Here is a 21,999-nt window from a genome sequence, read left to right as displayed (position 1 = left end):
GTGGCTATCCTTAGCTGGATTGGCGTTTGCGGCGGATAGCACCGATGGCGGCGATACCTGCCAACAGCATGGCATAGCTTTCTGGTTCAGGAACCGCTGCAGTCGCGATCGAGCCTGGTGAGCCGATTTCGTTCGGCGAATTGGCTGCTTTAAATGCACCATTCACACCAACCACGCTCAGTTGGGAGATGGTGGCATTGTTTAAACCCGCTGCGTTATCAAATGTTTGAAATGGAACAGTCGAGTCAGAGGCACCGAAAGTGACTTTCGCCTGCAACGCACCGGATGCATTGAAAATATTCACGGCATCACCGCCTGTGCTCAAGCCAATAGCAGAGCCACTGTAATAACCGATGGCAAAGCCTGCTGGCACGTTAGAGCCGAACCAGGTAGAAACGAATGTCGCTGCAGTTGCTGCATTGCCTTCGATAAAGACCACGGATTGGCCAGCGTTGATGCTGCTAATGCCTGTGAGTGCCAAAGCAGCAGAGAAAGAATTGGTGTTGTCATCTACTTTCCAGCCCGTGATATTCACAGCTGAGCTACCTGTGTTTGTCAGTTCAAACCAGTCTGCACCTACCACAGAATCACCGCTACTCCAGGGTGCAACCTCTGAAATGATGATCGCTGCCTGCGCCTGGCTGACGGCAGTTGCTAAAATTAAAGCGACAAGGCCTGCTAAGGATTTCTTCATTATTATCTTCTCCACTATTTATGTTGTGTAAATACTTCTGATTTAAGAAGTCCAGGAGATAGAAAATGTAGTATCCCCAACCATCTCAGCTAAGACTTGGGGCATCGTAACCAGCGGTTGTGAACTAATTATTAAGGGCGGCGGATAGGGGGCATGATTTTTTATCCCCACATGCCTGGTCTAGTGGGCGGGAGTTGCTCTGGTAAACGCTCTCTTAGTTAAAAAATATATAAAAGAGATTTAAGTGTGAATTGGTATTGATCAAAAAGGCCCAAGGTTGATGCCTGGGCCTCTGCAGTTTAAGCATATTTGTACTTAATAATACATTCTCCAAGTGCTTCAATCTTGCAAGGAGACGTTGTAGGCATCAGCAGTGATTTCATACGATCTCAGACGTTTCTGGTGGTCGAAGATCTGTGAGGTGATCATGAGTTCATCCGCCCCTGTTTTGGCAATAAACGCCTGGATTTCACTGAGCACCTTGGGCCCGGACCCAGTTGCAGAGCATGATAATACCTGATTCAAGATCGCCCTTTCTGCGCCGCCTAACTGATTCCAAAGGTCAAACACCGGCGGTGGTAGTTTGCTTGGGCTGCCACTGCGCAAGTTGATAAATGCCTGTTGCATGGAAGAAGCTAAAAAGACCGCTTCTTCCTCTGTGTCTGCCGCAAACACGTTGAACCCAAGCATCAGATAAGGTTGCTCCAGATATTGCGATGGTCTGAAAGTCTCTCGGTATATTTCTATCGCCTGCATCAGATAAGCCGGTGCAAAATGCGAGGCAAAGGCAAAAGGTAAACCGAGGGCGGCAGCCAGTTGGGCGCCAAATAAGCTGGAGCCCAGGATCCAGACCGGCACCTGCAAGCCAGTGCCAGGCACCGCTTTCACCGGGCGTTGGGGCTCTGCGGAGAAGTAATCCAGCAACTCCACCACATCCTGCGGAAACGCATCCGCGTCCGAATCCAGATTGCGGCGCAAGGCACGCGCGGTGACCTGGTCAGAACCAGGGGCGCGGCCGACGCCGAGGTCTATCCGTTTGGGAAACAAAGATTCCAGCGTGCCGAATTGTTCGGCAATCACCAGCGGCGAATGGTTGGGTAACATAATGCCGCCAGCGCCTACGCGTATGGTTGTGGTGCCGGCCGCTACGTGGCCAATCAATATAGAAGTCGCCGCACTGGCGATGCCTGGCATGCCATGGTGTTCTGCCAGCCAGTAGCGATGGTAGCCCCACTTTTCGGCATGCTGCGCAAGCGCGAGTGTGTGCTTGAAAGACTGCGCTGCTTCACTCCCTTGCGGAATGGGTGAAAGATCAAGCACGGAAAGTCTGGGTTTCATGGTGTTCTGCATGGATGAGTTGATAGGTTTGATTGCGTTGCTGCGATTGGTTCACGCGACAGGTGAATTTTAAAAAATATCTGCTACTCTAGCCGACATTCTTGCTATCCAGTGTTTGATGAAACCTGACCAATCTTCTTCCAGCTTGCATCCGCGTAATCTGCATCGTGCAGGATACGATTTCTCTACGCTGGTGAAAACGCACCCGCCGCTTGCGCAATATGTGCGTGCAAATGCCTATGGTGATGCTTCCATAGACTTTGCCAATCCGCAGGCGGTCAAGGCGCTGAATCAGGCGTTGCTCAGGCAGCATTACGGCGTGTCAGTCTGGGATATCCCCACACAATACTTGTGCCCGCCTATCCCGGGGCGGGCAGATTATGTGCATTATCTGGCAGACCTGCTGACAGAGAGCAGTAAGCCACCTGCGCCAGTACGGATGCTGGATATAGGCACGGGTGCGAATCTGGTCTATCCATTAATTGCCAGCCAGGTATATGGCTGGCAGTGCGTGGGCGTCGATATCGACCGGCAGGCGCTAAGCAATGCGCAACAGATCATTGACGGTAATGGCTTGCAACAGCAGATTTCGCTGCGTCACCAGCCAAACCCGGCGGCTATTTTTAAAGGCGTCATCTTGCCGGGGGAGCAGTTTACGCTCACTTTGTGCAACCCGCCTTTTCATGCCTCGGCAGAAGCGGCGCAGGCGGGCACGCAGCGTAAATGGCGTGGCCTGGGCAAGCCGCCTGCGCAGGCACTGAATTTTGGAGGCCAGGCCAATGAGCTGGTCTACGCTGGTGGTGAAGCGGCATTTTTAACGACGATGATCAATGAGAGCAAACTGTTTGCACGGCAATGCGTGTGGTTCACCACGCTGGTGTCAAAGGCTAGCAACTTGCCTTTAATCTACCGCACCTTGAATAAAGTGCAGGCCGTGACGGTGAACACCATCCCCATGTCGCAAGGGCAAAAGCAAAGCCGATTTGTTGCGTGGACGTTTCAGCCCGGATGACGTGATGCTCGAGTTTTTAGATGCCGCTTTAGCGAAACAGCTTCACCCGGTTCATACACTGGATATGGGTGACGGAGACGACGCTGTGCATATTCGCATTGCCCGCATGCTGGATGTAGAAAATGACAGGCAAGCACAACGGTTACGGCAGTCGGCGCTGGCTAGGTATTTGTTGGCGCATGGGTTAGATATTGAATTTGGACGCGAGCAGTTGCAGCATTGGCAGTTAAGCAAGCTGGATAATGGTAAACCGCTACTTGTGTCTGCCCGCCAGGCGGAGTTGCCTGCGATCAGCTTTTCGCATAGCGGCGATATTGTCGCCTGTGCCTGGGCTGGCAAACCGCACGTGGGGATCGATGTAGAGTATTTGCGCCCCCGCGACTGGGAGGCAGTCAAGGATTTATACCTGCACACCGAAGAACGGGCGTGGGTGGCTGAATTGCCGCTTGAGGATCAGGCTTTCAACTATTATTGTTTGTGGTGCCTGAAAGAAGCTTTTTATAAGTGTGCACCAGCCGATACACAAGTAGCCATGACAGAATTATGTTTTTCAGCGGCACATGTTTTAACGCAAGCCCCGGCAGTTTTTTTGCCGCTAGAACAATGGAAAACCCAGGTGGATTTTTTGCCACTTGAGGGTGTAATCGTGGCAGTGGTCTGGTAAATTTTTTTGATAATCAATGTTGATGAATGATGACTTTTTCTAAACATAACAACAATAGCGAGCAAGTTGTCCCTGGCGATAACATTGTCCTGCCTGTCGCAAAATGGGCGAGCTGGCAGCAGGGGGCGCAGGCGGCCAGCCCGGATGTGAGCTTTATGGAGCTTTCCATCAGGCGCAAACTGGGTTTGCTGACCAAGATGTGCCTGCATGTCGCCAACGAGTGTGCGGGCTATGATGCGCAGGTACGGGTGGTATTTGCCTCGCGGCATGGTGATCTGACAAGAACAACCGCCATGTTGCAGGAGATCGTCTCGGCGGAACCCTTGTCACCGACGGCATTCAGTATGGCAGTGCTGAATGCCAGTACTGGCGTGTATTCCATGCAGGCAAAAAATATCTGGCCATCCACGGCCATCTCTGCCGGCGCGCATACGTTTGCCATGGGCCTGCTCGAGGCCGCCTTGCAATGGCAAAGCCAGCCAGAACAGCCGGTACTCTATCTATACGCTGAAGACGCGCCGCCAGATTTTTATCACACAGACGATGCCGGCACTTTTGTGCCACATGCAGTGGGGATATTGCTGTCGGGTGCATCCCCGGCATGTACGCTCAAACTCGCTACACAAGCAGCCGCATCTTCCGATGTGCCGCCCACATTGCCGATGTCCTTGGCCTGGGTAGAAAGCATGCAACAAGGGCAGGCCGCCACCTGGCAAGGTGACGGACGCGCATGGCAATGGGAGTTTGCACATGCAGCGCATTGATTATGCCTGGCGATTATTTGCCACCGCATTGTGCTTTTTCCTGTTTGGATTTGGGGCGCTGGTGATGACGGTCGTCATCTTTCCCCTGTACTTCGTGTTTGCGGGCAAATATCGCACCCAGCTGGCGCGAAAAACCATCCAGACCGCATTTGCCATGTTTCTGTGGGTGATGCAGTTCACCGGCGTGCTCAAGTTTGAGATCAGATCGGCCCAACGCCTGACACAGAGCCGTGGGCAACTGATCCTGGCCAATCATCCTACCTTGATTGATGTGATCGCCATCATTGCCTATATGCCGAATGTCAATTGCATTGTGAAGCAGGAACTATGGAACAATCCCTTTGTGGGCATGGTGGTGCGGTCGGCAGATTACATACGTAACTCTGACTCTGATAGCCTGATAGATCAGTGCGAGCAGGCATTACAAGCGGGCAATAACCTGATTATTTTCCCGGAAGGCACACGCAGCCGCCCTGGTGAAGCGCTGAAGTTCAAGCGCGGTACCGCGCATATATTGTTAAGAAGCAAAGCCATGCTGACCCCTGTCATCATTCAGTGCCGTCCCAGCACATTAACAAAAGGGGAGAAGTGGTATAAAATCCCGCGCACCAAGGCGAATTTATTTGTCGAGGTGCAGCCAGCCATCAGCATTGAGAAAGTGATGACGGGGGCTGAGAGTGATGTTGACGGTTTTTCTGCACGACAACTCACCAAAAAACTGGAAGATTATTTTGCGGATCAGATTGCACTTAATCGCTAGTGTATTTAATCAATAACATAATAAAATCAATAGAATAGTAAATGCATGCCTTCTACTTTAGAAATTAAACAGCTAGTCATTGACGCCCTGGATCTTGAAGAGGTGACGACTGGCGATATCGACGATGATATGCTGTTATTTGACGCTAGCGGGCTGGGCCTGGACTCGATTGATGCGCTGGAAATTGGCGTGGCCTTACGTAAAAAATATCAGATCCAGATTGAAGCTACCAATAGCGACAACCGTAACAATTTTCAGTCAGTCAAAAACCTGGCCGAATTTGTGACGCGACAACTGGAAGTGCAATCACAGAATGCGCAACAACCGGAAGCTTAATCAGGGCTTCCCATAAATAAAACAGGGATAGGACTCAGAGGGTGATGCTACAAGAATTATCTGATCAGGAAATTTTGGGGCGGTTAAAAACAGTATTCAAGGACACGTTTGATGTCGATGCCGAGAGTATCAAGCCTGAAACACATTTGTTTCAGGACCTGGATCTCGACAGTATCGACGCGGTGGACCTCGCCATTAAATTGCAAACCATGACTGGCAAACGGATCAAGCCGGAAGATTTCAAATCGGTGCGCACGGTGAATGACGTGGTCGGTGCCGTACGCAAGCTGATTTCAAGCTGAGGCCCTGATGAAGCTCCACGAGGCCAGGTTCTCATGGATGCAGGTAGTGGCCGCGATTTCCATACTGGCTTATCCCTTTATCATTTTGTTCGGCCTGGTGTATTTTGAGCCGCGCTATGTAGGGTTAGGCCTGCTCGTCGTCTTGCTGGTTAGAATGCGGGCGAATATCCGGCATCTCTTTTCTGCATTTCCGCGCCCTTATTTAATCATCATGCTGGGGTTGGGCCTGCTGCTGTGCAGCGTGCTGATCTCCAATGATCCACTACTGCTGCGTCTGTACCCTGCTGCGGTGAATGCAGGTGTCTGGCTGTTGTTCACGTTGTCCCTGATCTATCCACCTTCCATGATCGAAATATTCGCGCGCATACAGCAGCCTGACCTGCCGCCGCGGGCGATTAGCTATACCCGCAATGTGACCCGCATATGGAGTGTGTTCCTGTTGTTGAATACCAGTTTTTCCCTCTACACCGCACTGTATAGCAGCAAAGCGTTTTGGGCCTGGTATAACGGGTTTTTCACCTACCTGGCCATGGGCGCTTTGTTTGCCGGTGAGTGGCTGTTCAGGCATTACTGGTTAAAACGGGCAGGTTGAGATGCAGCCCCTGATCTCTTTAAGCCAGTTGAACGCGCAGACGTTTCCCGCAGACCATATCGTCTGCATAGACGGCACCCGTGCGTTGACATGGGCAGAGTGCCATCAGCGCATCGCTGAGGCTACTCAATACTTTACTGCACACCCAGCCCGGCGATGGATGTTGTCACTGACGCAGCCACTGGATTTCCTGATTGCCATGCTGGCGTTGCTATATGCCAATAAAACAGTCATTGTGCCGCCGAACACATTGCCAGGCACCATGCAGTTGCTCAGTGACAGTTGCGATACGACGCTGGACGCGTTGCCGGAGCTTGAATCCGGGTTTACAGGATTTGAGTTGCCAGTACTTGCCCCGGAACAGGCAAAGATTGTGTTTTATACCTCAGGCTCCTCAGGGCAACCTAAGCCGGTAGAGAAAACCCTGCTGCAAGTACAATTGGAGTTAACCACACTGGAGCAGGTGCTGGGCGACCGCTTCCGGCATGTGGCGGTGGTGAGCACCGTGCCACACCAGCATTTTTACGGATTTACTTTCCGCCTGATGTTGCCTTTTGTATTGGGTAGCACCTTTGACAACCACTTGTGCGCTACGCCGGATATGCTGATGGAGCGTTTGCGGGTGCTGCCTAAAGTGGTGCTGGTCTCCAGCCCTGCGCATCTGTTGCGGTTGCCGGACTTGCTGGATTTATCACTGTGCCAGCAGCAGATCAGTATGATGCTTTCCTCCGGCGGGGTGTTGCCTGTGGATATCGCCATGCGTTTGAGTGGTTTGCTCCACCATGCGCCAGCAGAGATTTATGGCAGCACCGAAACTGGCGCCATCGCCTGGCGCGTGCGGCAGGGTGATGATGCCTGGCGCGCATTGCCAGGTTTGCAGGTGCGCGCTGATGCTGATGGTGCTTTATTGTTACAGTCGCCGTTTGCAGCTGATCGCCATGAAGTGCGCATGGAAGACCAGATCGAGCCTGTCTCAGCGCAGCAATTCAGGTTGATCGGGCGCTTGGACCGTATCCTGAAAGTGGAAGGCAAGCGCCTATCCTTGCCTGAAATGGAGCAGCGCTTGACTGAGCATCCCTGGATCAGCCATGCGGTGATCTCTGAAGTATCGCGGCGCAGGCAATCGGTAGGCGCAGTCATTGTGCTGAGTGCCGAGGGGACACAAGCACATGCAGGCTTAAGTCAGCGCGCGAGTTCGCAGCTGATCAAGCAATACCTCGCCCAGTTTTATGATGCCGTGTTATTGCCACGCTACTGGCGCTTCGTCAAAGAATTACCGGTCAATGACCGTGGCAAGGTACAATTTTCTGCCGTACAGGCATTATTTATGTCGACGACACCACATTGATGCCATGAATGTTCCCGAGATTTTAGCGATCCATACCGAGAGTGCTAGCCGTTGCCGCATAGACATGCGCATACAGCCTGAGCTGGCTTTTTTTGCCGGACATTTCCCCGGCTTGCCGATCCTGCCCGGCGTGGTGCAATTGCACTGGGCCATGCTGTATGGACGTGAATATACTCCTGCTACTGGGGTGTTTTTATCTATGGAAAACATCAAGTTTTTAGCGGTGGTGCTGCCGGAAATGCAGCTAAGCCTGTCACTCGACTGGCAGGCAGAAAAGCAGGTGCTCAGTTTTGAATATGCGTACGCTGAGAAAAAGTACTCGGCAGGCCGGATTTTGTTGGGTGGCGTGTGATGGTGTTTACCCCTTGCATCATCATCCCGATTTATAACCATGGCCGCACCATTACAGCGACTGTGAATCAACTCGCCTCTTATCAGTATCCGATATTGATTGTGGATGATGGCAGTGATGAAGATACCCAGGCTGTGCTTGCTGACCTGGCGGCCAGTTGTGCGCTGGTGACCCTCTACCGCTTGCCGCAAAACCGCGGTAAAGGCGCTGCAGTCGTGCATGGCTTGACGCAGGCGGAATCACTGGGCTTTACCCATGGCTTGCAAATCGATGCCGATGGCCAGCATGCGGTGCAGGATGTCGCCCGTTTTATGCAGGCAGGCAGTCAGGCGCCACAGGCTGTCATTCTGGGCAAGCCTGTTTATGATGACAGTGTGCCTAAAAGCCGCTTGTATGGTCGCTATGTCACGCATGTGTTTGTCTGGCTGGAGACGCTTTCGTTTGAAATAAAAGACTCTATGTGCGGCTTCAGGCTTTATCCGTTAGCGGCAGTCAAGCGCTTGCTGGCGCATACTCATTTACCTGAACGCATGGATTTTGATACGGCCATTGCCGTGCGGCTGGCCTGGCAGGGTGTCAGGTTTGTCAATGTAGCGACCAGGGTGGTTTACCCGGCAGATGGCCTCTCTCATTTTGATTTATTGCATGACAATGTACGCATCACGAAAATGCATACCCGATTGTGCCTGGGCATGCTGTGGCGTGCGCCGCTATTGCTGGCGCGCAAACTCGTACCAGCTCCGGCTAAGCCTGCTGCAGCCGTGCCTGCGTCATCTGCGGCCTCGGCTTCTGCGCCACACTGGTCCAGTTACCCCGAGCGCGGCAGCAGCTTAGGCATGACAGTGCTATTGGCCAGTTACCGCTGGCTGGGCAAACCGATTGCCAGGCTGATGCTGTACCCGATCGTGTTTTATTTTTTGCTGACGAATACAGCGGCCAGACAGTCCTCACAGCTATATTTGCAGCGCTTATCACAAAGCACTTCTCAGCCAACGCCACAGGGTACATGGGCGATATTCCAACATATGCTGATGTTTGCTCGCTCTGCGCTGGATAAATTCTCTGCCTGGATAGGCGATATCCCCAACAGCCAGGTCACTGTACATGGCCTTGAGCACCTCTCAGTCTCGGGGCAGTCTTCATCCGGGCAAGCCCAACAAGGTGCGCTGATCGTCAGTGCGCATCTGGGCAATATAGAGATGGCCAGGGCGCTGGCGGTACAGCGCAAGTTAACGATCAATGCGGTGGTTTACACTGAGCACGCGCAACGCTTTAATACGCTGCTGGCCAAATCCAGTGCAGATTTTGGCGTGAATCTATTACAGGTCAGCCAGTTTGGCCCTGACACGGCTGTGATGCTGAAAGAGAAGATAGAGCAGGGCGAGCTGGTGGTGATTATGGGCGATAGAACACCCCCTGCCGAAAATGGCCGTGTGGTCACGGCTGATTTTTTAGGCTACCCGGCCCAGTTCGCGCAAGGGCCGTGGATATTGGCCAGCTTGCTGGAATGCCCGGTTTTCCTGATGTTCTGTTTATCAGACGCACAGGCGCACAACATTTTTCTGGAGCCGTTTGCCGAGCAGGTGGTACTGCCCAGAAAAGAGCGGCAGCAGTATGTTGCCGGGTATGCGCAACGTTACGCACAGCGGCTGGAAGCCTATTGCAGGCAATATCCGCTGCAATGGTTCAATTTCTTTAATTTCTGGAAATAATCCGTGCATTCAGCAAACGCCATTCCTGTCATTAGCGCAACGGTAGAAATAGAAGTTGCTTTTCATGATGTCGATCAAATGCATGTGGTCTGGCACGGGCATTATGTGAAATATCTCGAAATCGCGCGTTGTGCCTTGTTCCGCAGGTTTGGCTATGACTACCCGGACATGACCGCATCAGGTTACTTGTGGCCGGTGGTGGATTGCCAGTTGAAGTATATTAAACCGGTATTTTATGGCGATGTGTTACAGGTGCAAGCCACACTGGTCGAATATGAGAACCGCTTGAAAGTGGCTTACCAGATCAGTCACCTGCATACAGGCGAAAAACTCACCAAGGCCAGCACCACGCAAGTCGCGCTGGAGGCAACCACCCTGGAACTGCAATTTGTTTCGCCGCCCGTGCTATTAGAAAAAATAGACCTGCTGTGCCAGCAAATTAAAGCCAGTGGCGATCCAAATACTGAAGAACCAAACATTGAGAAACCAGGGAATAAAAGTTAATGCGTTATTTAAGCATGATGTTATGGGTGGCGATGTGGGTGATGCCTGCCATGGCCGCAGACAAATCAGAGGCCTTGTTGCAGGAGATCAGCCAGCAACTTGCAAAACAGGGCAACTTGCAGGTGGATTTTGTCCAGACCAAACAAATGGCCGCGCTGAAAAAACCGCTGGTGATGAAGGGCGCGCTGCTATATAACCAAGCTGACGGCATAGTCTGGCAGTTGACGTCGCCTTACCGGGTGCGCTATGAATTTAACGGGCAGGCCATGATTGAAACCAACGCAGCGGGCGAGCGCCGCGAGCGCAAAGCAGAAGATTCGCCTGCCATTGCGCAGATCAGCAATATCTTTAAAGCCATTTTAAGCGCCGACCAGGCACTGCTGGCACAGCACTTTCAAATGACGGCGCTTGGCTCTATCCAGAAGTGGGAGATGCATTTGACGCCCAAAGCCGCATACCTGCGTAAGGCGATGACGGAAATCGTCATGACCGGCAACCAGACCGTAGAAACGGTGCAGATCGACGAAGCCAATGGCGACCGCACTGATATCCGTTTCCTGAACCGAGCAGGTGCAGGCGTGCCCACTCAAAACACCTCAGGCTCCGGCCAGTAATGTTTAACCCATGCATTGCGTGATTGAACATGGATAAGTCATTAAAACAGCGCTTGTGGCTGTGGATACTCCTGGCTGCGCTGGTGCTGGCAGGCGCGTTGCGCGTTTGCAGTGTGCACGATTTCAGGCAAGGGCTGCCGATAGAGACCAACCTGCTCGATCTGCTGCCCAAAACCGAGCGTAATGCAGTGGCTGAAACGGCTGTCCAGCATTTGTCCGCATTGATAGGTAACAGGGTATTTCTGCTGATAGGTGCGCCAATTGAACAAGTGGAAGAAGGCCTAACCTCAGGAAGTGACACTCAGCTGATGGCTGCTTCGCGTGCATTCGCCCATCAACTGCAGCAGTCCGGCGTTTTTCAGCGCGTGGATATTGAGGTGCCAGCGTTTGATATCCGGCAGATTCAGCAGAATTATCTTGCCCATCGCACCACACTGCTGGCCGATGACGATGCGCAAGCCTTACAGCAAAGCCAGATGGATTGGCAAGCGCAGCTACAGCAGAAACTGATGAGCCCTATGTCATTCGGCATGACAGTGCCGCTCGCCGAGGATCCGTTTGGCCTGGGTGACCGCTGGCTGGCGCAAACCATGGTTAACCCTGGCAAGCTGACGGTGAATGACGGCATATTGACCACGCAGGAGCACATGGCAAACGGCAAATCCCGCACTTGGGTGCTGGTGAGTATCCTGCTCAGGGGCTCCTCTTATGATGCCACCATTCAGGAAAAGACACTGGCGGCCTTGCAGCAGGCCGAGCAGGGATTGCATCAGCAATTACCAGGCGCCGGTTTGCTCAAAGCCGGGGCGGTGTTTTATGCCAGCGACGCGCAAGCCAGTACCCGCGCGGAAGTGGATATGATAGGGCTGGTGTCCCTCACCGGCATCCTGTTGCTGATGCTGTTAGTGTATCGCAGCGTGCGGCCACTGCTGCTGGGTCTGGCCAGTGTGGCATGGGGGATACTGACGGCACTGGTGGTGATTTTACTGGTCTACGGCAAGATCCATTTGATCACGCTGGTGTTTGGCGCCAGCCTGATTGGCGAGGCGTTTGATTACAGTATCCAGTTCTTTTCTGCCAGGATGGCCGCCGGAGTGCAGTGGCAGGCCCGTTCAGGCATACGCAACATCACTTCGGCACTCACTATGGCGTTGCTGACCAGTCTGCTTGGTTACGCAGCGCTTGCCGGTGCGCCTTTCCCCGCCTTATCGCAAATCGCCATGTTTGCCATGGTCGGCTTGCTGGTAACCTGGGCTACAGTGTTGCTGCTATTGCCGATATTTTTATCCCGGCCACATAAGATCACGACACCTGCTTATTTTGTGCGCCTGCAACAGGCCTTGCCACGTTTTTTGCACTGGCTGAGCGCTAAAAAGATGCTGGGTGCACTCATCATTCTCGCCGTGGTGATGATCCCCGGCTGGCGGATGATAGAGGCAAATGATGATATCCGCATCCTGGTCCATCGCTCGCAGGTTTTGCAGCAACAGGAACAAAAAGTGCGGCAACTGGTAGGGCTGGAGACTGAAACTGCTTTCTTCCTGGTGCAAGGCAATACGCCGGAGCAGGTGTTACAACATGAGGAGCAACTGGATTCGGTACTGAAGCAATTCGTCAGCAGGCGGCAGCTGTCTGGTTACCAGAGCATCTCCACCATGGTGCCGTCTACGCGTACACAGCTGGAAAATCACCAGTTATTGCAATCGCGCTTGAGCGGGCAGCAGACTCAGCTCGCCCACATCATGTCCGAAGCGGGCTTACGTGAGGAAGTTATCGCGGAATGGTTACAGGCAATGACGGCATCTGCTCAGCCGGTGACGATTGAAGACTGGTTGCAATCACCGGTTTCAATGCCTGTGCGGCATCTGTGGTTAGGCCAGCAAGGTGCAGGCTATGCGTCTATTGTGCAATTGCAGCGTAGCCAGGATATGCCCGCCTTGCAACAAGCAACCAGCCATCTGCCCGGTGTGGTATTTGTAGATAAACCGTCCAGTGTCAGCCAACTGCTCGCCCAGTACCGGCAATGGAGCGCGTTCTGGCTGGCGGGTGCGTTTGCCCTGATCCTGGTGCTGCTCGGCATCCGCTACCGCTGGCGCCGTGCCTTGTTGATGTTGTTGCCACCATTATTGGCCATTTTCGTGACCATAGGTGTGCTGGGCTATGCCGGGATCACCTTCACCCTGTTTAATATGATGGCTTTGATGCTGGTGCTGGGTGTGGGTGTCAATTATGCGATATTTTTGTATGAAGGCGGCTGGAGCCAGCCCTCGGCACTGGTGGGGGTGCTGCTTTCTGCCGCTACCACCCTGCTTTCTTTCGGTTTGCTATCGTTAAGCCATATGCCGGCACTTTCCGGGTTTGGCGCCACCTTGCTGATCGGAATAGGCGTGAGCGTGATATGTGCACCGTTAAGTTTATTGGGGACTGTGTTGCCGGAGTCACAACGTGTTTAAGCATGTAGCGATATTAGCCATAGCTATACTGGTGGCTGCCTGCAGCAGTACCTCTTCCCCGCGCTGCACCGCATTGCCAGGCAATGTGCAATATTGCTTGCAACCGACAACACAGATACCTGCGTTTGCCGAGCAGCAAAAAGTCACGGTAACGCTGAAACAAACGCAGGAAACCCTGCTGACCAGTGTCGAGGTGGATGCTTCCGGGGTGCGCATGGCGATGTTGTCGCCACTGGGGCAAACGCTGGCTAATATCGATATGCCGAATGCAGGCGTTATCCAGGTGGAGCAACTGGGTACTCACTGGGATGCCAAATGGTTGCTGGCATTGTTGCAGGTAACGCGCTGGCCAGCCAGCCAGGTGCGCGAAGGATTAAGTCGTAATGCCGAAATGCACGAGAGTACATTGCAGCGCGATATAATATTAAATGGTAAAGTGATAATGGATGTTAAGTTCCATTCGATTGAACATCCATATCAGAAATTACTGGTCCGTTTTCCTGCACTGGATATGCAGATGGACATTGAAACGCTTGAATAACTAACCATTAAAATAAAAAACGCTGATGCAGCAAGCTTCCATTTATTTATCACATCCGGGGATCATCAACGCGCTGGGCTCTGGCCGCGAGTCAATCGCTGCTGCATTGTGGCAGGCTGATACCTCCGGCATGGTGGACGAAACTGGCTGGATCCCGCAGCGAACCATCCCGGTCGGGCGCGCGCAAGGCCAGTTGCCTGACATCCCGCCGCATCTACGCAAGTTTGATAGCCGCAATAACCAGCTATTGCTTGCGGCTACATTGCAGATTCAGGCTGAAATCGAAGCCGCCATTGCGCAGTTTGGCCCGCACAGGGTAGGGGTGGTGCTGGGTACCAGTACCTCTGGCATTGCCGAGACTGAAGCCGCCTTGCGCGTCATGCGCACGACAGGCGAGCTGCCTGAAACCTATGATTATGCGCAGCATGAGTTTGGTTCACCCTCGCGTTTCCTGTCTGAGTATTTCGGTCTGACTGCGCTGGCCTACACTGTATCCACCGCATGCACTTCCAGTGCTAAAGCCTTCCAGTCGGCACGCAACCTGATACGGCACCGGTTATGTGATGCAGTCATTGTCGGTGGCGTAGATTCACTCTGCAACCTGACCTTTAATGGCTTCCATGCGCTGGAATCCATCTCCTCTACCTTGTGTAACCCGATGAGTGTTAACCGGTCCGGCATTAATATTGGCGAAGGCGCCGCCCTGTTTGTCATGCGCCGCGACGCATCGCCTTTCCAGCTGTTGGGCATAGGTGAAAGCAGTGATGCCTGGCATATTTCTTCCCCGCATCCGGAAGGGACAGGCGCAAAACAGGCCATGCAATATGCCTTGCAGGACGCAGCATTGTCGGCCAGCGATATCTGGTACCTGAACCTGCATGCTACCGCCACCCCTAAAAATGACGCGATGGAAAGCTTGGCGGTAGCCGAGATTTTCAGTGCGGGCGTGCCATGCAGTGGCACCAAGCCATACACCGGGCATACGCTAGGCGCCGCCGGTGCCACCGAAATCGCCATTTGTGCGTTAGCCATCCAGGACGGGAAAATGCCCGCCCATCATTGGGACGGCTGTGCCGATACAGAGATGCCAGCGTTAAACCTGGTCACGGCAGAGACTGCCACCGATGCAGTCGCACCACGTATCTGCATGAGTAACTCGTTTGCTTTTGGCGGCAGCAATGCCAGCGTGATCCTGGGGGCCGGCCTGTGAATCCATCTGACATACAAGTATTACCCGATGTCTCTGAATTGCTGATGCACAGGCCGCCTATGCTGCTGCTGGACCAGGCGGATAGCTTTGATGCCGAATCCGTGACCATGCTGTATACCCCGGACACACAAGCCTGGTACGCCGATGCAGAGGGCAATATGCCTGCGTGGATAGGCATTGAACTGATGGCACAAGCGATAGGCTGTCATGTGGCATTGAATAAACGCCTGCAACAGCAGCCACCCAAACAAGGTGTGTTGCTGGGGTCGCGACGCTACCTGGCAAGCGTGCCAGTCTTCATCGGCAACCGGCAATTGCGCATACAGGCAGTGATGATTTTCCGCGATGAAAGTGGCCTGGCTGCTTATGATTGCACGATTTGTGAGCAAGTAATGGCGGGCGATAACGAGCAGGGTCAGCAAAATGAACGTGCTGAAAAGCAGCCTGGCGAGACTGCAAACGTACTCGCCAGTGCCACACTAAAAGTATTTGAACCAGACAATTTCCAACAATTTTTACAAGGGGCCGGGTCATGAGTGGCAGAAGGGTATTGGTGACAGGCTCTAGCCGGGGCATAGGTCGGGAAATCGCGTTAAGACTTGCGCGCGAAGGGTTTGCAGTGACCTTGCATGGCAGAAGTGAGTCTGATGCACTTGCTGCGGTAGCTGCTGAAATCGAAGCGATTGAAGTCAATGCGCATACAGGCAAAGCGCACACACTCACGTTCGATATCTGCGACCGGGCGCATGTGAAAGAAGTGCTGGAAAATGATGTCGCCGCCAATGGCGCCTTTTATGGTGTGGTCTGCAATGCGGGCATTACACGCGATGGCGCATTCCCCGCCCTGACCGAAGAGGACTGGGATCAGGTGATCGATACCGGATTGAACGGCTTTTTCAATGTGGTGCAACCACTGGTGATGCCTATGGTGAGAATGAAACAGGGCGGGCGTATCGTCACGCTGGCTTCTGTTTCCGGCATTATGGGTAATCGCGGCCAGGTCAATTACAGCGCCGCAAAATCGGGTTTGATCGGTGCCACAAAAGCCTTGGCGGTTGAACTCGCCAGCCGGAAAATCACCGTGAATTGTGTCGCCCCGGGCTTGATCGAGACGGATATGACAGGGCAGCTGGAGCATCTGCCAGAAATGCTCAAAATGATCCCGGTCGGCCGCATGGGCCATACCCGCGAAGTCGCTGCTGCGGTGGCGTTTTTGATGTCGGATGATGCGGCATATATGACCCGGCAAGTGCTGAGCGTGAATGGCGGGATGGTGTGATGAAACGCGTTGTTATCACCGGCATGGGCGGTGTCACTGCATTGGGCTCGCAATGGTCAGACATTGAGCAACGGTTGCGTGCCGGGCAGAATGCCGTCAGGTACATGCCGGAGTGGGATTATATAGGCGCACTGAATACCCGTATTGCTGCGCCGATCGATGATTTCAGCGTGCCTGGTCATTTCTCGCGCAAGATGACGCGTTCTATGGGGCGGGTGGCGCAGCTATCCGTAGTGGCGACAGAAATGGCACTGGCCCAGGCCGGGCTGCTCAATAGTGAAGAGATACAGAATGGCAGTATGGGCATTGCCTATGGCTCATCCTCAGGCAGTGTAGAACCCGTGAAAGTATTTGCTGCCATGCTTGAGAAAGGCGACATGCAGAATGTGACTTCTACCAGTTACATCCATATGATGCCGCATACCGCGGCCGTGAATATCGGCCTGTTTTTTGGCTTGAAAGGCCGCGTGATCCCCACCTCCAGCGCCTGCACTTCAGGTAGTCAGGGCATAGGCTATGCCTATGAATCGATTAAATACGGTCGTCAGGCCATGATGTTGGCCGGTGGCGCTGAAGAAATCTCGGCGCCCGGTTCCGCGGTGTTTGATACGCTATTTGCCACCAGTACCCGCAACGATACACCCGCGCTCACCCCGCGCCCGTTTGACCGTGAACGCGATGGCCTGGTGGTGGGCGAAGGTGCGGCGACCCTGGTGCTGGAAGAGCTGGAACACGCACAACAACGCGGCGCTACCATCTATGCCGAAATTGTCGGTTTTGGCTGCAACGCCGATGGCACACATATCACCCAGCCTGAAATGGAAACCATGGCGGTGGCCATGCAGCAGGCGCTGGATGACGCTGCTTTACCCGCCAGTGCCATTGGTTATGTCAGTGCGCACGGCACGGCCACCGATCGCGGCGATGTGGCCGAAAGCCACGCCACAGAAAAAGTATTGGGTCGCCAGGTGCCCATCAGCTCCATGAAGAGTTTTCTCGGGCACACCCTGGGCGCTTGTGGTGCCATCGAGGCCTGGTGGGGGATCGAAATGCTCAGGCGCCAGTGGTTTGCGCCAACCATCAACCTGGCGCAGCCTGACCCGGCCTGCGCCATGCTGGATTATGTGACAGGTGCCGGGAGAGCGTTAGATATCGAGTATTTCATGAGTAATAATTTTGCGTTCGGGGGGATTAACACCTCGCTTATTTTCAAGAAGTTTACCGGCTGATTATTTAAAAAAAGGAGAAAAAAATGAAAAGATTTTTGCCAATAGTAATGTCCTTGTTGCTGATTGCCGTGTTGCCTTTGCAGGCCAATGCCCGCACAACTGTGCCCGTAGGCGGTGCCGAACAGGTCACCGTTCACCCTGCGAGTGGCAAGGCTCTGACCGCGGCACAAGTAAAGCAGGCAATCACCACTGCCGCCGAAAAAAATGACTGGAAAGTGACTGCTGCCACTGACGGCAAGATTGAAGCTACTCTGGTCGTGCGCTACAAACACACGGTGCGTATCGAGATCACCTATGATGCTACCGCTTACGCGATCCATTACAAAGACAGTGTGAACATGAAGTTTGAAACCAAAGAAGGTCAATCTTTTATCCATCCTTTTTATCATAAATGGGTAGGCGTCCTGAAAGAGGGGATTGATCAGGAAATCAGCAAGCTGTAAGCATGCGTCGCGTTGTCATCACCGGCGTGGGGATCACCTCCTGCCTGGGAAACAGTCTGGTCGAAGTCACGGATGCCTTGCGCGCTGGCCGCTCAGGCATTCGTTATGACGCCGAGTATGCAGCACATGGCATGCGCAGTGTCGTCTCCGGCAAGCCGGATATCAGCACTTTGCCACCCGTCCCGCGCAAACTACGCCGCTTTATGGGCGATGCTTCACTGTATGCCTACCATGCGGCGCGGCAGGCGATAGAAACGAGTGGTCTGACTTCTGCGCAGTTAACTTCCGAGCGTACCGGCCTGGTAACGGGCTCCGGTGTCGGCTCGCCGTTTGAGCATCATCTTGCAACGCAATTGCTAGAGCAGCACGGTTTGCACAAAGTGCTGCCTTATGTGGTGCCACGCGTGATGGGCAGTACCGTCTCTGCCAACCTGGCGACGGCATTCGGCATACAAGGGCTGAGTTGCGGCATGACCTCGGCCTGCGCTACCTCTGCACATTGCATCGGTTATGGCAGCCAGCTGATACAGTTTGGCAAGCAGGATGTCATGATTGTAGGCGGCGCCGAAGAGGCCAACTGGACCAGCGCGGCCATGTTTGATGCCATGGGTGCATTGACCACGCATTTCCCCGATGAGACTGCTTCACGCCCTTATGACGAGAGCCGCGATGGCTTTGTGTTCGCGGGCGGCGCCGGCATGCTTGTCCTCGAATCCCTGGAGCATGCGCAGGCCAGAGGCGCACACATTTATGCCGAGCTGACCGGGTTTGGTGCTTCATCCGATGGCTTGGCGGATATGGTGATGCCTTCGCCGGAAGGTGCCGCCAGGGCTATGAAGCTGGCGCTGGCCGAACATCAGGCAGACAGGCCTGAAGCCGCAGCCGTGGATTATATCAATGCGCATGCCACCTCGACCCCGGTGGGTGATGTCAGTGAACTCGAAGCGATCAAGCAGGTGTTTGAGTCGCGTATTCCCATGATTTCTTCCACCAAAGGGCTTTCCGGGCATCCTATCGGTGCTTCGGCAGCCCACGAATTGATTTATGTGATCGCCATGATGCAAGACGGATTTGTGGCCGGGTGCCCGCATCTTTATAAGCTGGATGCCAAAGCGGCTCGCCTGCCTATCGTTGAGCACAATATGGATTATTCGATAGAATGCGCCATGTCCAACAGCTTTGGATTCGGCGGTACCAACGTCAGCATTATCCTCCAGCGATACCATGCTTGATTTCTCACTGTTATTCATTAAAGGCTATAAAAATGAAAAAACCTAATGTTGCAATGTTGTTAGTCATCACTTCATTCGTCTTCGCCTCCCACGCACACGCCAGGGATGACCGCAAAATGTATCCGGTGGCCGATGCGCTGGCCAACGCTGAAGTCAAAAGCAAACTGGACCCGGCGATCACGCTGCAATTCGGCAATCAAAAAGCCGGTGCCGTTGAAAAAGAGTTTGGCGAATGGAAAACCAATAAAAAAACCAACGGTTTCAACAAGTCCGACCAGGTCGCCTGTGAGTGGGCTTTTTTAAGTGCGGTGCTCGAGTTGCAGGAGCGGGCCAGGAAAGAAGGCGGCAACGCAGTCATTCATATCAAGAGCAACTATAAAGATATTGAAACAGTGAGCGATACGGAATACATGTGCGGTAGCGGTGCATTGATGTCAGGTGTCGCCCTGAAAGGGACAGTGGTTAAATTAAAATGACAACGCAACGTTTTCCCTTCGTCAAAGAGTCCCGTTTTGGCGACTGGTTTCTCAACACGGATATGTGGAAGATCCGCGTACTGGAACGGGCCCTCAATGACGTGCAACGCTTTATCCCGCCAGAAAAATCCCAGGTTGAGACCATACTCGACATCGGTTGTGGTTTTGGTCATGCGTTTGATAGCCTGAGCCGACGCTTCTCACCTGCATTATTGATAGGGGTGGATGCCGACCCTGATATCCAGGCCCGGGCCGGAGCGGCTGCAGCGCGTTGCAAAACGCCGGTGCGGCTATGTCATGCCAATGCAGCCAATATGTACGAGATCGCAGATAACCAGGTCGATATGATCTTCTGCCACCAGACCTTCCACCATATCGTCGAGCAGCAAGCCGCCATGCAGGAGTTCTTCCGTATCCTCAAACCGAATGGTTTGCTGCTGTTTGCTGAATCCACCAAGCATTACATTGAAACTCTGCAGATCCGCTTGCTGTTTCGCCATCCTATGGAAGTACAGCGCACGGCCGATGAATATGCAGACATGATACGCAGCGCTGGTTTTTCACTGCCGCAAACGCATATTTCCCTGCCATTTTTATGGTGGAGCCGTCCCGATTGCGGATTGATGGAGTGGCTAGGGTTCGCTGTACCTCAAGAGCGCAAGGAAACACTGATCAATGCGGTCGCCGTCAAACCTGCTTAAGTACGTTATAAGCCTGAAGGGGTGGGTAGCGGGCTCCCCCTGAACATTACACAAAAAAACAGGCAGTGCTGCGCGATTGTAATGAATTGAAAACCCCTGAGGACAATCTGGTTATTTTTGCAAGCTTGTATTAGCATGAGCTCATAGTTTTGTATCATTTATGTAGCTTGAGCAGGCATTTTAGGGTGAGTAGATTCGATGAGCTTAGAAGGGCGTATTGACGAAGCGTTGTTTCATCGGCTGATGGCTAGCGCCCATATCCCATTGATCGGCAGTGCCCTGGGTGGCTTGCTGATCAGCATTTCACAACTAGATTCTCATAATCGCGATTCTTTTTTTGTCTGGACTTTACTGGTCTATATAGTGATTGCTTTTCGCTGGTGGCTGACACGCCGCTGTAAAAGCAAGCTTGCCAAACACGGGTTCAACGCTAGGTTGGCCTACCAGTACTGCCTGACCATCGCCTTATCCGGGCTGGCCTGGGGCGCATTGGGCTTTTTGATCACGGATGCCTCGCCGATGACGGTCATTATCGTCATCACCGCCATTCAGGCCATGGTGATGGGCGGCGTGGTGACCATGGCTTCGTGTATCCCGGCTTTTTTTGCCTTTAGCCTGCCTGCCATGCTGCCTACCGTGGTGATCTTTGCTACTGGTAATAGCGTGCCGAATGCCGTGATGGCGGTGTTCAGTGTGATCTTCTATCTATTGATGATAGGCGTCACCTTTCGATTCAATCAGTCTTTACGGCAAGCCCAGCGCATCAGTTTTGAGAACGAAGACCTGATCGGTTCCCTGAAAGAGGCTTACCAGAAGATCTCTGCGCAGAACCTGGAGCTGAATCATGTCGCGCACCATGACCTTTTAACCGGGCTGCCTAACCGCAAGCTGCTGGCAGTGCGCATGCGCCAGGCGATGGAGATTGCCGCAGTCAAGCACACCAGTACCGCCATCCTCTACCTTGACCTGGATGGTTTTAAAGCGATTAATGACCAGCTGGGGCATGAAGCGGGTGACCAGGCGCTGATCGAAGTCTCACGCCGCCTGGGCAAGGTGATTCGCGGTAGCGATACCCTTGCCAGGGTGGGTGGTGATGAGTTTGTGATTGTGTTGTCTGACTTGCAGGGGCAACCGAATGCTTCAGTAGAAATGGTCGCCAATAAATGCCTGATGGTGTTTGAACCGGCGTTTATGATCCATGCGTCCGAGTGCCAGTTAGGTGCATCTATCGGGCTGGCCATCTGCAAAGAGGGTGACAGCATAGAACAATTACTTTCAACGGCTGATAAGGCCATGTATCAAGCCAAGCTATTAGGCTGCGGACAGATTTACTGGGCCGAAGCACCCGCACTGGCAACTGCCTGACCAGGCAATTGTTCACCGACCTGTCTGTTTCTGGCAGCCTCGCTAAATTACCGGACATTTGTCTACTTTTTCCACGCT

At 53.3% G+C, this 21,999-nt stretch carries 25 protein-coding genes; 23 read left to right on the top strand and 2 right to left on the bottom strand.

The window, feature by feature from the left end; all coding sequences use genetic code 11:
• Positions 1-10: 10 nt before the first annotated feature.
• Positions 11-694 carry a lamin tail domain-containing protein gene (locus tag ACTS9Y_RS03195; RefSeq protein ID WP_442584568.1) on the bottom strand — a complete coding sequence of 228 codons (684 nt, stop codon included), beginning with the start codon at positions 692-694 and terminating at the stop codon, positions 11-13.
• A 339-nt stretch (positions 695-1,033) separates the two neighbouring features.
• Positions 1,034-2,032, bottom strand: coding sequence for an LLM class flavin-dependent oxidoreductase (locus tag ACTS9Y_RS03190; RefSeq protein ID WP_442584567.1), 999 nt, complete (start codon positions 2,030-2,032; stop codon positions 1,034-1,036).
• A gap of 118 nt (positions 2,033-2,150) precedes the next feature.
• On the opposite strand from ACTS9Y_RS03190, the gene rlmF reads away from it, so the two are divergent.
• The 23 genes from rlmF (at position 2,151) to ACTS9Y_RS03075 (ending at position 21,921) form a co-directional block, all read left to right on the top strand.
• Entirely contained in the window at positions 2,151-3,044 is an 894-nt protein-coding gene (gene rlmF, locus ACTS9Y_RS03185; RefSeq protein WP_442584566.1) for a 23S rRNA (adenine(1618)-N(6))-methyltransferase RlmF, read from the top strand.
• Positions 3,016-3,708: a 4'-phosphopantetheinyl transferase family protein gene (locus ACTS9Y_RS03180; protein ID WP_442584565.1), complete on the top strand. Its 693-nt coding sequence runs from the start codon at positions 3,016-3,018 to the stop codon at positions 3,706-3,708. Before rlmF ends, ACTS9Y_RS03180 begins: the two co-directional genes overlap by 29 nt.
• Before the next feature lie 26 nt (positions 3,709-3,734).
• Positions 3,735-4,472: a beta-ketoacyl synthase chain length factor gene (locus ACTS9Y_RS03175; protein ID WP_442584564.1), complete on the top strand. Its 738-nt coding sequence runs from the start codon at positions 3,735-3,737 to the stop codon at positions 4,470-4,472.
• Positions 4,459-5,232 (top strand): lysophospholipid acyltransferase family protein, encoded by a 774-nt coding sequence (locus ACTS9Y_RS03170; protein WP_442584563.1) that lies wholly within the window; start codon positions 4,459-4,461, stop codon positions 5,230-5,232. The genes ACTS9Y_RS03175 and ACTS9Y_RS03170 overlap by 14 nt, the downstream gene beginning before the upstream one ends.
• A 45-nt stretch (positions 5,233-5,277) precedes the next feature.
• Positions 5,278-5,568 (top strand): phosphopantetheine-binding protein, encoded by a 291-nt coding sequence (locus tag ACTS9Y_RS03165; protein ID WP_442584562.1) that lies wholly within the window; start codon positions 5,278-5,280, stop codon positions 5,566-5,568.
• 44 nt (positions 5,569-5,612) lie between these two features.
• Positions 5,613-5,870, top strand: coding sequence for an acyl carrier protein (locus tag ACTS9Y_RS03160; protein WP_442584561.1), 258 nt, complete (start codon positions 5,613-5,615; stop codon positions 5,868-5,870).
• Between the two features lie 7 nt (positions 5,871-5,877).
• Positions 5,878-6,462: a hypothetical protein gene (locus ACTS9Y_RS03155; RefSeq protein ID WP_442584560.1), complete on the top strand. Its 585-nt coding sequence runs from the start codon at positions 5,878-5,880 to the stop codon at positions 6,460-6,462.
• Between the two features lies 1 nt (position 6,463).
• A complete protein-coding gene (locus tag ACTS9Y_RS03150; protein ID WP_442584559.1) occupies positions 6,464-7,810 on the top strand; it encodes an AMP-binding protein in 1,347 nt (448 codons plus the stop codon).
• Positions 7,811-7,814: 4 nt separating this feature from the next.
• Positions 7,815-8,162: a 3-hydroxyacyl-ACP dehydratase FabZ family protein gene (locus ACTS9Y_RS03145; RefSeq protein ID WP_442584558.1), complete on the top strand. Its 348-nt coding sequence runs from the start codon at positions 7,815-7,817 to the stop codon at positions 8,160-8,162.
• Positions 8,162-9,874 carry a glycosyltransferase family 2 protein gene (locus ACTS9Y_RS03140; protein ID WP_442584557.1) on the top strand — a complete coding sequence of 571 codons (1,713 nt, stop codon included), beginning with the start codon at positions 8,162-8,164 and terminating at the stop codon, positions 9,872-9,874. Before ACTS9Y_RS03145 ends, ACTS9Y_RS03140 begins: the two co-directional genes overlap by 1 nt.
• A gap of 3 nt (positions 9,875-9,877) precedes the next feature.
• Complete coding sequence (locus tag ACTS9Y_RS03135) at positions 9,878-10,378, top strand: acyl-CoA thioesterase (RefSeq protein ID WP_442584556.1); 501 nt, start codon at positions 9,878-9,880, stop codon at positions 10,376-10,378.
• Positions 10,378-10,992 (top strand): LolA family protein, encoded by a 615-nt coding sequence (locus tag ACTS9Y_RS03130; RefSeq protein ID WP_442584555.1) that lies wholly within the window; start codon positions 10,378-10,380, stop codon positions 10,990-10,992. Before ACTS9Y_RS03135 ends, ACTS9Y_RS03130 begins: the two co-directional genes overlap by 1 nt.
• Positions 10,993-11,021: 29 nt before the next feature.
• On the top strand, positions 11,022-13,445 hold the full coding sequence (locus tag ACTS9Y_RS03125) for an MMPL family transporter (protein WP_442584554.1): 2,424 nt from the start codon (positions 11,022-11,024) through the stop codon (positions 13,443-13,445).
• On the top strand, positions 13,438-13,986 hold the full coding sequence (locus tag ACTS9Y_RS03120) for a DUF3261 domain-containing protein (RefSeq protein WP_442584553.1): 549 nt from the start codon (positions 13,438-13,440) through the stop codon (positions 13,984-13,986). Before ACTS9Y_RS03125 ends, ACTS9Y_RS03120 begins: the two co-directional genes overlap by 8 nt.
• 25 nt (positions 13,987-14,011) lie before the next feature.
• Positions 14,012-15,196 (top strand): beta-ketoacyl-[acyl-carrier-protein] synthase family protein, encoded by a 1,185-nt coding sequence (locus ACTS9Y_RS03115; protein WP_442584552.1) that lies wholly within the window; start codon positions 14,012-14,014, stop codon positions 15,194-15,196.
• On the top strand, positions 15,193-15,732 hold the full coding sequence (locus ACTS9Y_RS03110) for an ApeP family dehydratase (RefSeq protein ID WP_442584551.1): 540 nt from the start codon (positions 15,193-15,195) through the stop codon (positions 15,730-15,732). Before ACTS9Y_RS03115 ends, ACTS9Y_RS03110 begins: the two co-directional genes overlap by 4 nt.
• The gene (locus tag ACTS9Y_RS03105; protein ID WP_442584550.1) at positions 15,729-16,475 is read left to right on the top strand and encodes a 3-ketoacyl-ACP reductase FabG2; all 747 of its coding nucleotides are present in this window, start codon (positions 15,729-15,731) and stop codon (positions 16,473-16,475) included. The genes ACTS9Y_RS03110 and ACTS9Y_RS03105 overlap by 4 nt, the downstream gene beginning before the upstream one ends.
• Positions 16,475-17,704 (top strand): beta-ketoacyl-ACP synthase, encoded by a 1,230-nt coding sequence (locus tag ACTS9Y_RS03100; protein WP_442584549.1) that lies wholly within the window; start codon positions 16,475-16,477, stop codon positions 17,702-17,704. The genes ACTS9Y_RS03105 and ACTS9Y_RS03100 overlap by 1 nt, the downstream gene beginning before the upstream one ends.
• Before the next feature lie 23 nt (positions 17,705-17,727).
• The gene (locus tag ACTS9Y_RS03095; protein ID WP_442584548.1) at positions 17,728-18,147 is read left to right on the top strand and encodes a hypothetical protein; all 420 of its coding nucleotides are present in this window, start codon (positions 17,728-17,730) and stop codon (positions 18,145-18,147) included.
• A 2-nt stretch (positions 18,148-18,149) separates the two neighbouring features.
• Complete coding sequence (locus tag ACTS9Y_RS03090) at positions 18,150-19,379, top strand: beta-ketoacyl synthase N-terminal-like domain-containing protein (protein WP_442584547.1); 1,230 nt, start codon at positions 18,150-18,152, stop codon at positions 19,377-19,379.
• Positions 19,380-19,411: 32 nt separating this feature from the next.
• Complete coding sequence (locus ACTS9Y_RS03085) at positions 19,412-19,855, top strand: excinuclease ABC subunit A (protein WP_442584546.1); 444 nt, start codon at positions 19,412-19,414, stop codon at positions 19,853-19,855.
• Entirely contained in the window at positions 19,852-20,556 is a 705-nt protein-coding gene (locus ACTS9Y_RS03080) for a class I SAM-dependent methyltransferase (RefSeq protein ID WP_442584545.1), read from the top strand. The genes ACTS9Y_RS03085 and ACTS9Y_RS03080 overlap by 4 nt, the downstream gene beginning before the upstream one ends.
• Positions 20,557-20,754: 198 nt before the next feature.
• Entirely contained in the window at positions 20,755-21,921 is a 1,167-nt protein-coding gene (locus ACTS9Y_RS03075; RefSeq protein WP_442584544.1) for a diguanylate cyclase domain-containing protein, read from the top strand.
• The last annotated feature ends 78 nt before the right edge of the window (positions 21,922-21,999 follow it).

The organism is Methylophilus sp., assembly GCF_052173275.1.
Lineage (GTDB): Bacteria > Pseudomonadota > Gammaproteobacteria > Burkholderiales > Methylophilaceae > Methylophilus.
This window is presented reverse-complemented; position numbering and strand designations above follow the sequence as displayed.

Excerpts from the sequence above, each read along its gene's own strand:
- ACTS9Y_RS03195 (WP_442584568.1), bottom strand. The coding sequence starts at position 694 with ATGAAGAAATCCTTAGCAGGCCTTGTCGCTTTAATTTTAGCAACTGCC.
- ACTS9Y_RS03190 (WP_442584567.1), bottom strand. The coding sequence starts at position 2,032 with ATGAAACCCAGACTTTCCGTGCTTGATCTTTCACCCATTCCGCAAGGG.
- rlmF (WP_442584566.1), top strand. The coding sequence starts at position 2,151 with ATGAAACCTGACCAATCTTCTTCCAGCTTGCATCCGCGTAATCTGCAT.
- ACTS9Y_RS03175 (WP_442584564.1), top strand. The coding sequence starts at position 3,735 with ATGATGACTTTTTCTAAACATAACAACAATAGCGAGCAAGTTGTCCCT.
- ACTS9Y_RS03170 (WP_442584563.1), top strand. The coding sequence starts at position 4,459 with ATGCAGCGCATTGATTATGCCTGGCGATTATTTGCCACCGCATTGTGC.
- ACTS9Y_RS03165 (WP_442584562.1), top strand. The coding sequence starts at position 5,278 with ATGCCTTCTACTTTAGAAATTAAACAGCTAGTCATTGACGCCCTGGAT.
- ACTS9Y_RS03160 (WP_442584561.1), top strand. The coding sequence starts at position 5,613 with ATGCTACAAGAATTATCTGATCAGGAAATTTTGGGGCGGTTAAAAACA.
- ACTS9Y_RS03155 (WP_442584560.1), top strand. The coding sequence starts at position 5,878 with ATGAAGCTCCACGAGGCCAGGTTCTCATGGATGCAGGTAGTGGCCGCG.
- ACTS9Y_RS03150 (WP_442584559.1), top strand. The coding sequence starts at position 6,464 with ATGCAGCCCCTGATCTCTTTAAGCCAGTTGAACGCGCAGACGTTTCCC.
- ACTS9Y_RS03145 (WP_442584558.1), top strand. The coding sequence starts at position 7,815 with ATGAATGTTCCCGAGATTTTAGCGATCCATACCGAGAGTGCTAGCCGT.
- ACTS9Y_RS03140 (WP_442584557.1), top strand. The coding sequence starts at position 8,162 with ATGGTGTTTACCCCTTGCATCATCATCCCGATTTATAACCATGGCCGC.
- ACTS9Y_RS03130 (WP_442584555.1), top strand. The coding sequence starts at position 10,378 with ATGCGTTATTTAAGCATGATGTTATGGGTGGCGATGTGGGTGATGCCT.
- ACTS9Y_RS03125 (WP_442584554.1), top strand. The coding sequence starts at position 11,022 with ATGGATAAGTCATTAAAACAGCGCTTGTGGCTGTGGATACTCCTGGCT.
- ACTS9Y_RS03115 (WP_442584552.1), top strand. The coding sequence starts at position 14,012 with ATGCAGCAAGCTTCCATTTATTTATCACATCCGGGGATCATCAACGCG.
- ACTS9Y_RS03105 (WP_442584550.1), top strand. The coding sequence starts at position 15,729 with ATGAGTGGCAGAAGGGTATTGGTGACAGGCTCTAGCCGGGGCATAGGT.
- ACTS9Y_RS03100 (WP_442584549.1), top strand. The coding sequence starts at position 16,475 with ATGAAACGCGTTGTTATCACCGGCATGGGCGGTGTCACTGCATTGGGC.
- ACTS9Y_RS03095 (WP_442584548.1), top strand. The coding sequence starts at position 17,728 with ATGAAAAGATTTTTGCCAATAGTAATGTCCTTGTTGCTGATTGCCGTG.
- ACTS9Y_RS03090 (WP_442584547.1), top strand. The coding sequence starts at position 18,150 with ATGCGTCGCGTTGTCATCACCGGCGTGGGGATCACCTCCTGCCTGGGA.
- ACTS9Y_RS03085 (WP_442584546.1), top strand. The coding sequence starts at position 19,412 with ATGAAAAAACCTAATGTTGCAATGTTGTTAGTCATCACTTCATTCGTC.
- ACTS9Y_RS03080 (WP_442584545.1), top strand. The coding sequence starts at position 19,852 with ATGACAACGCAACGTTTTCCCTTCGTCAAAGAGTCCCGTTTTGGCGAC.
- ACTS9Y_RS03075 (WP_442584544.1), top strand. The coding sequence starts at position 20,755 with ATGAGCTTAGAAGGGCGTATTGACGAAGCGTTGTTTCATCGGCTGATG.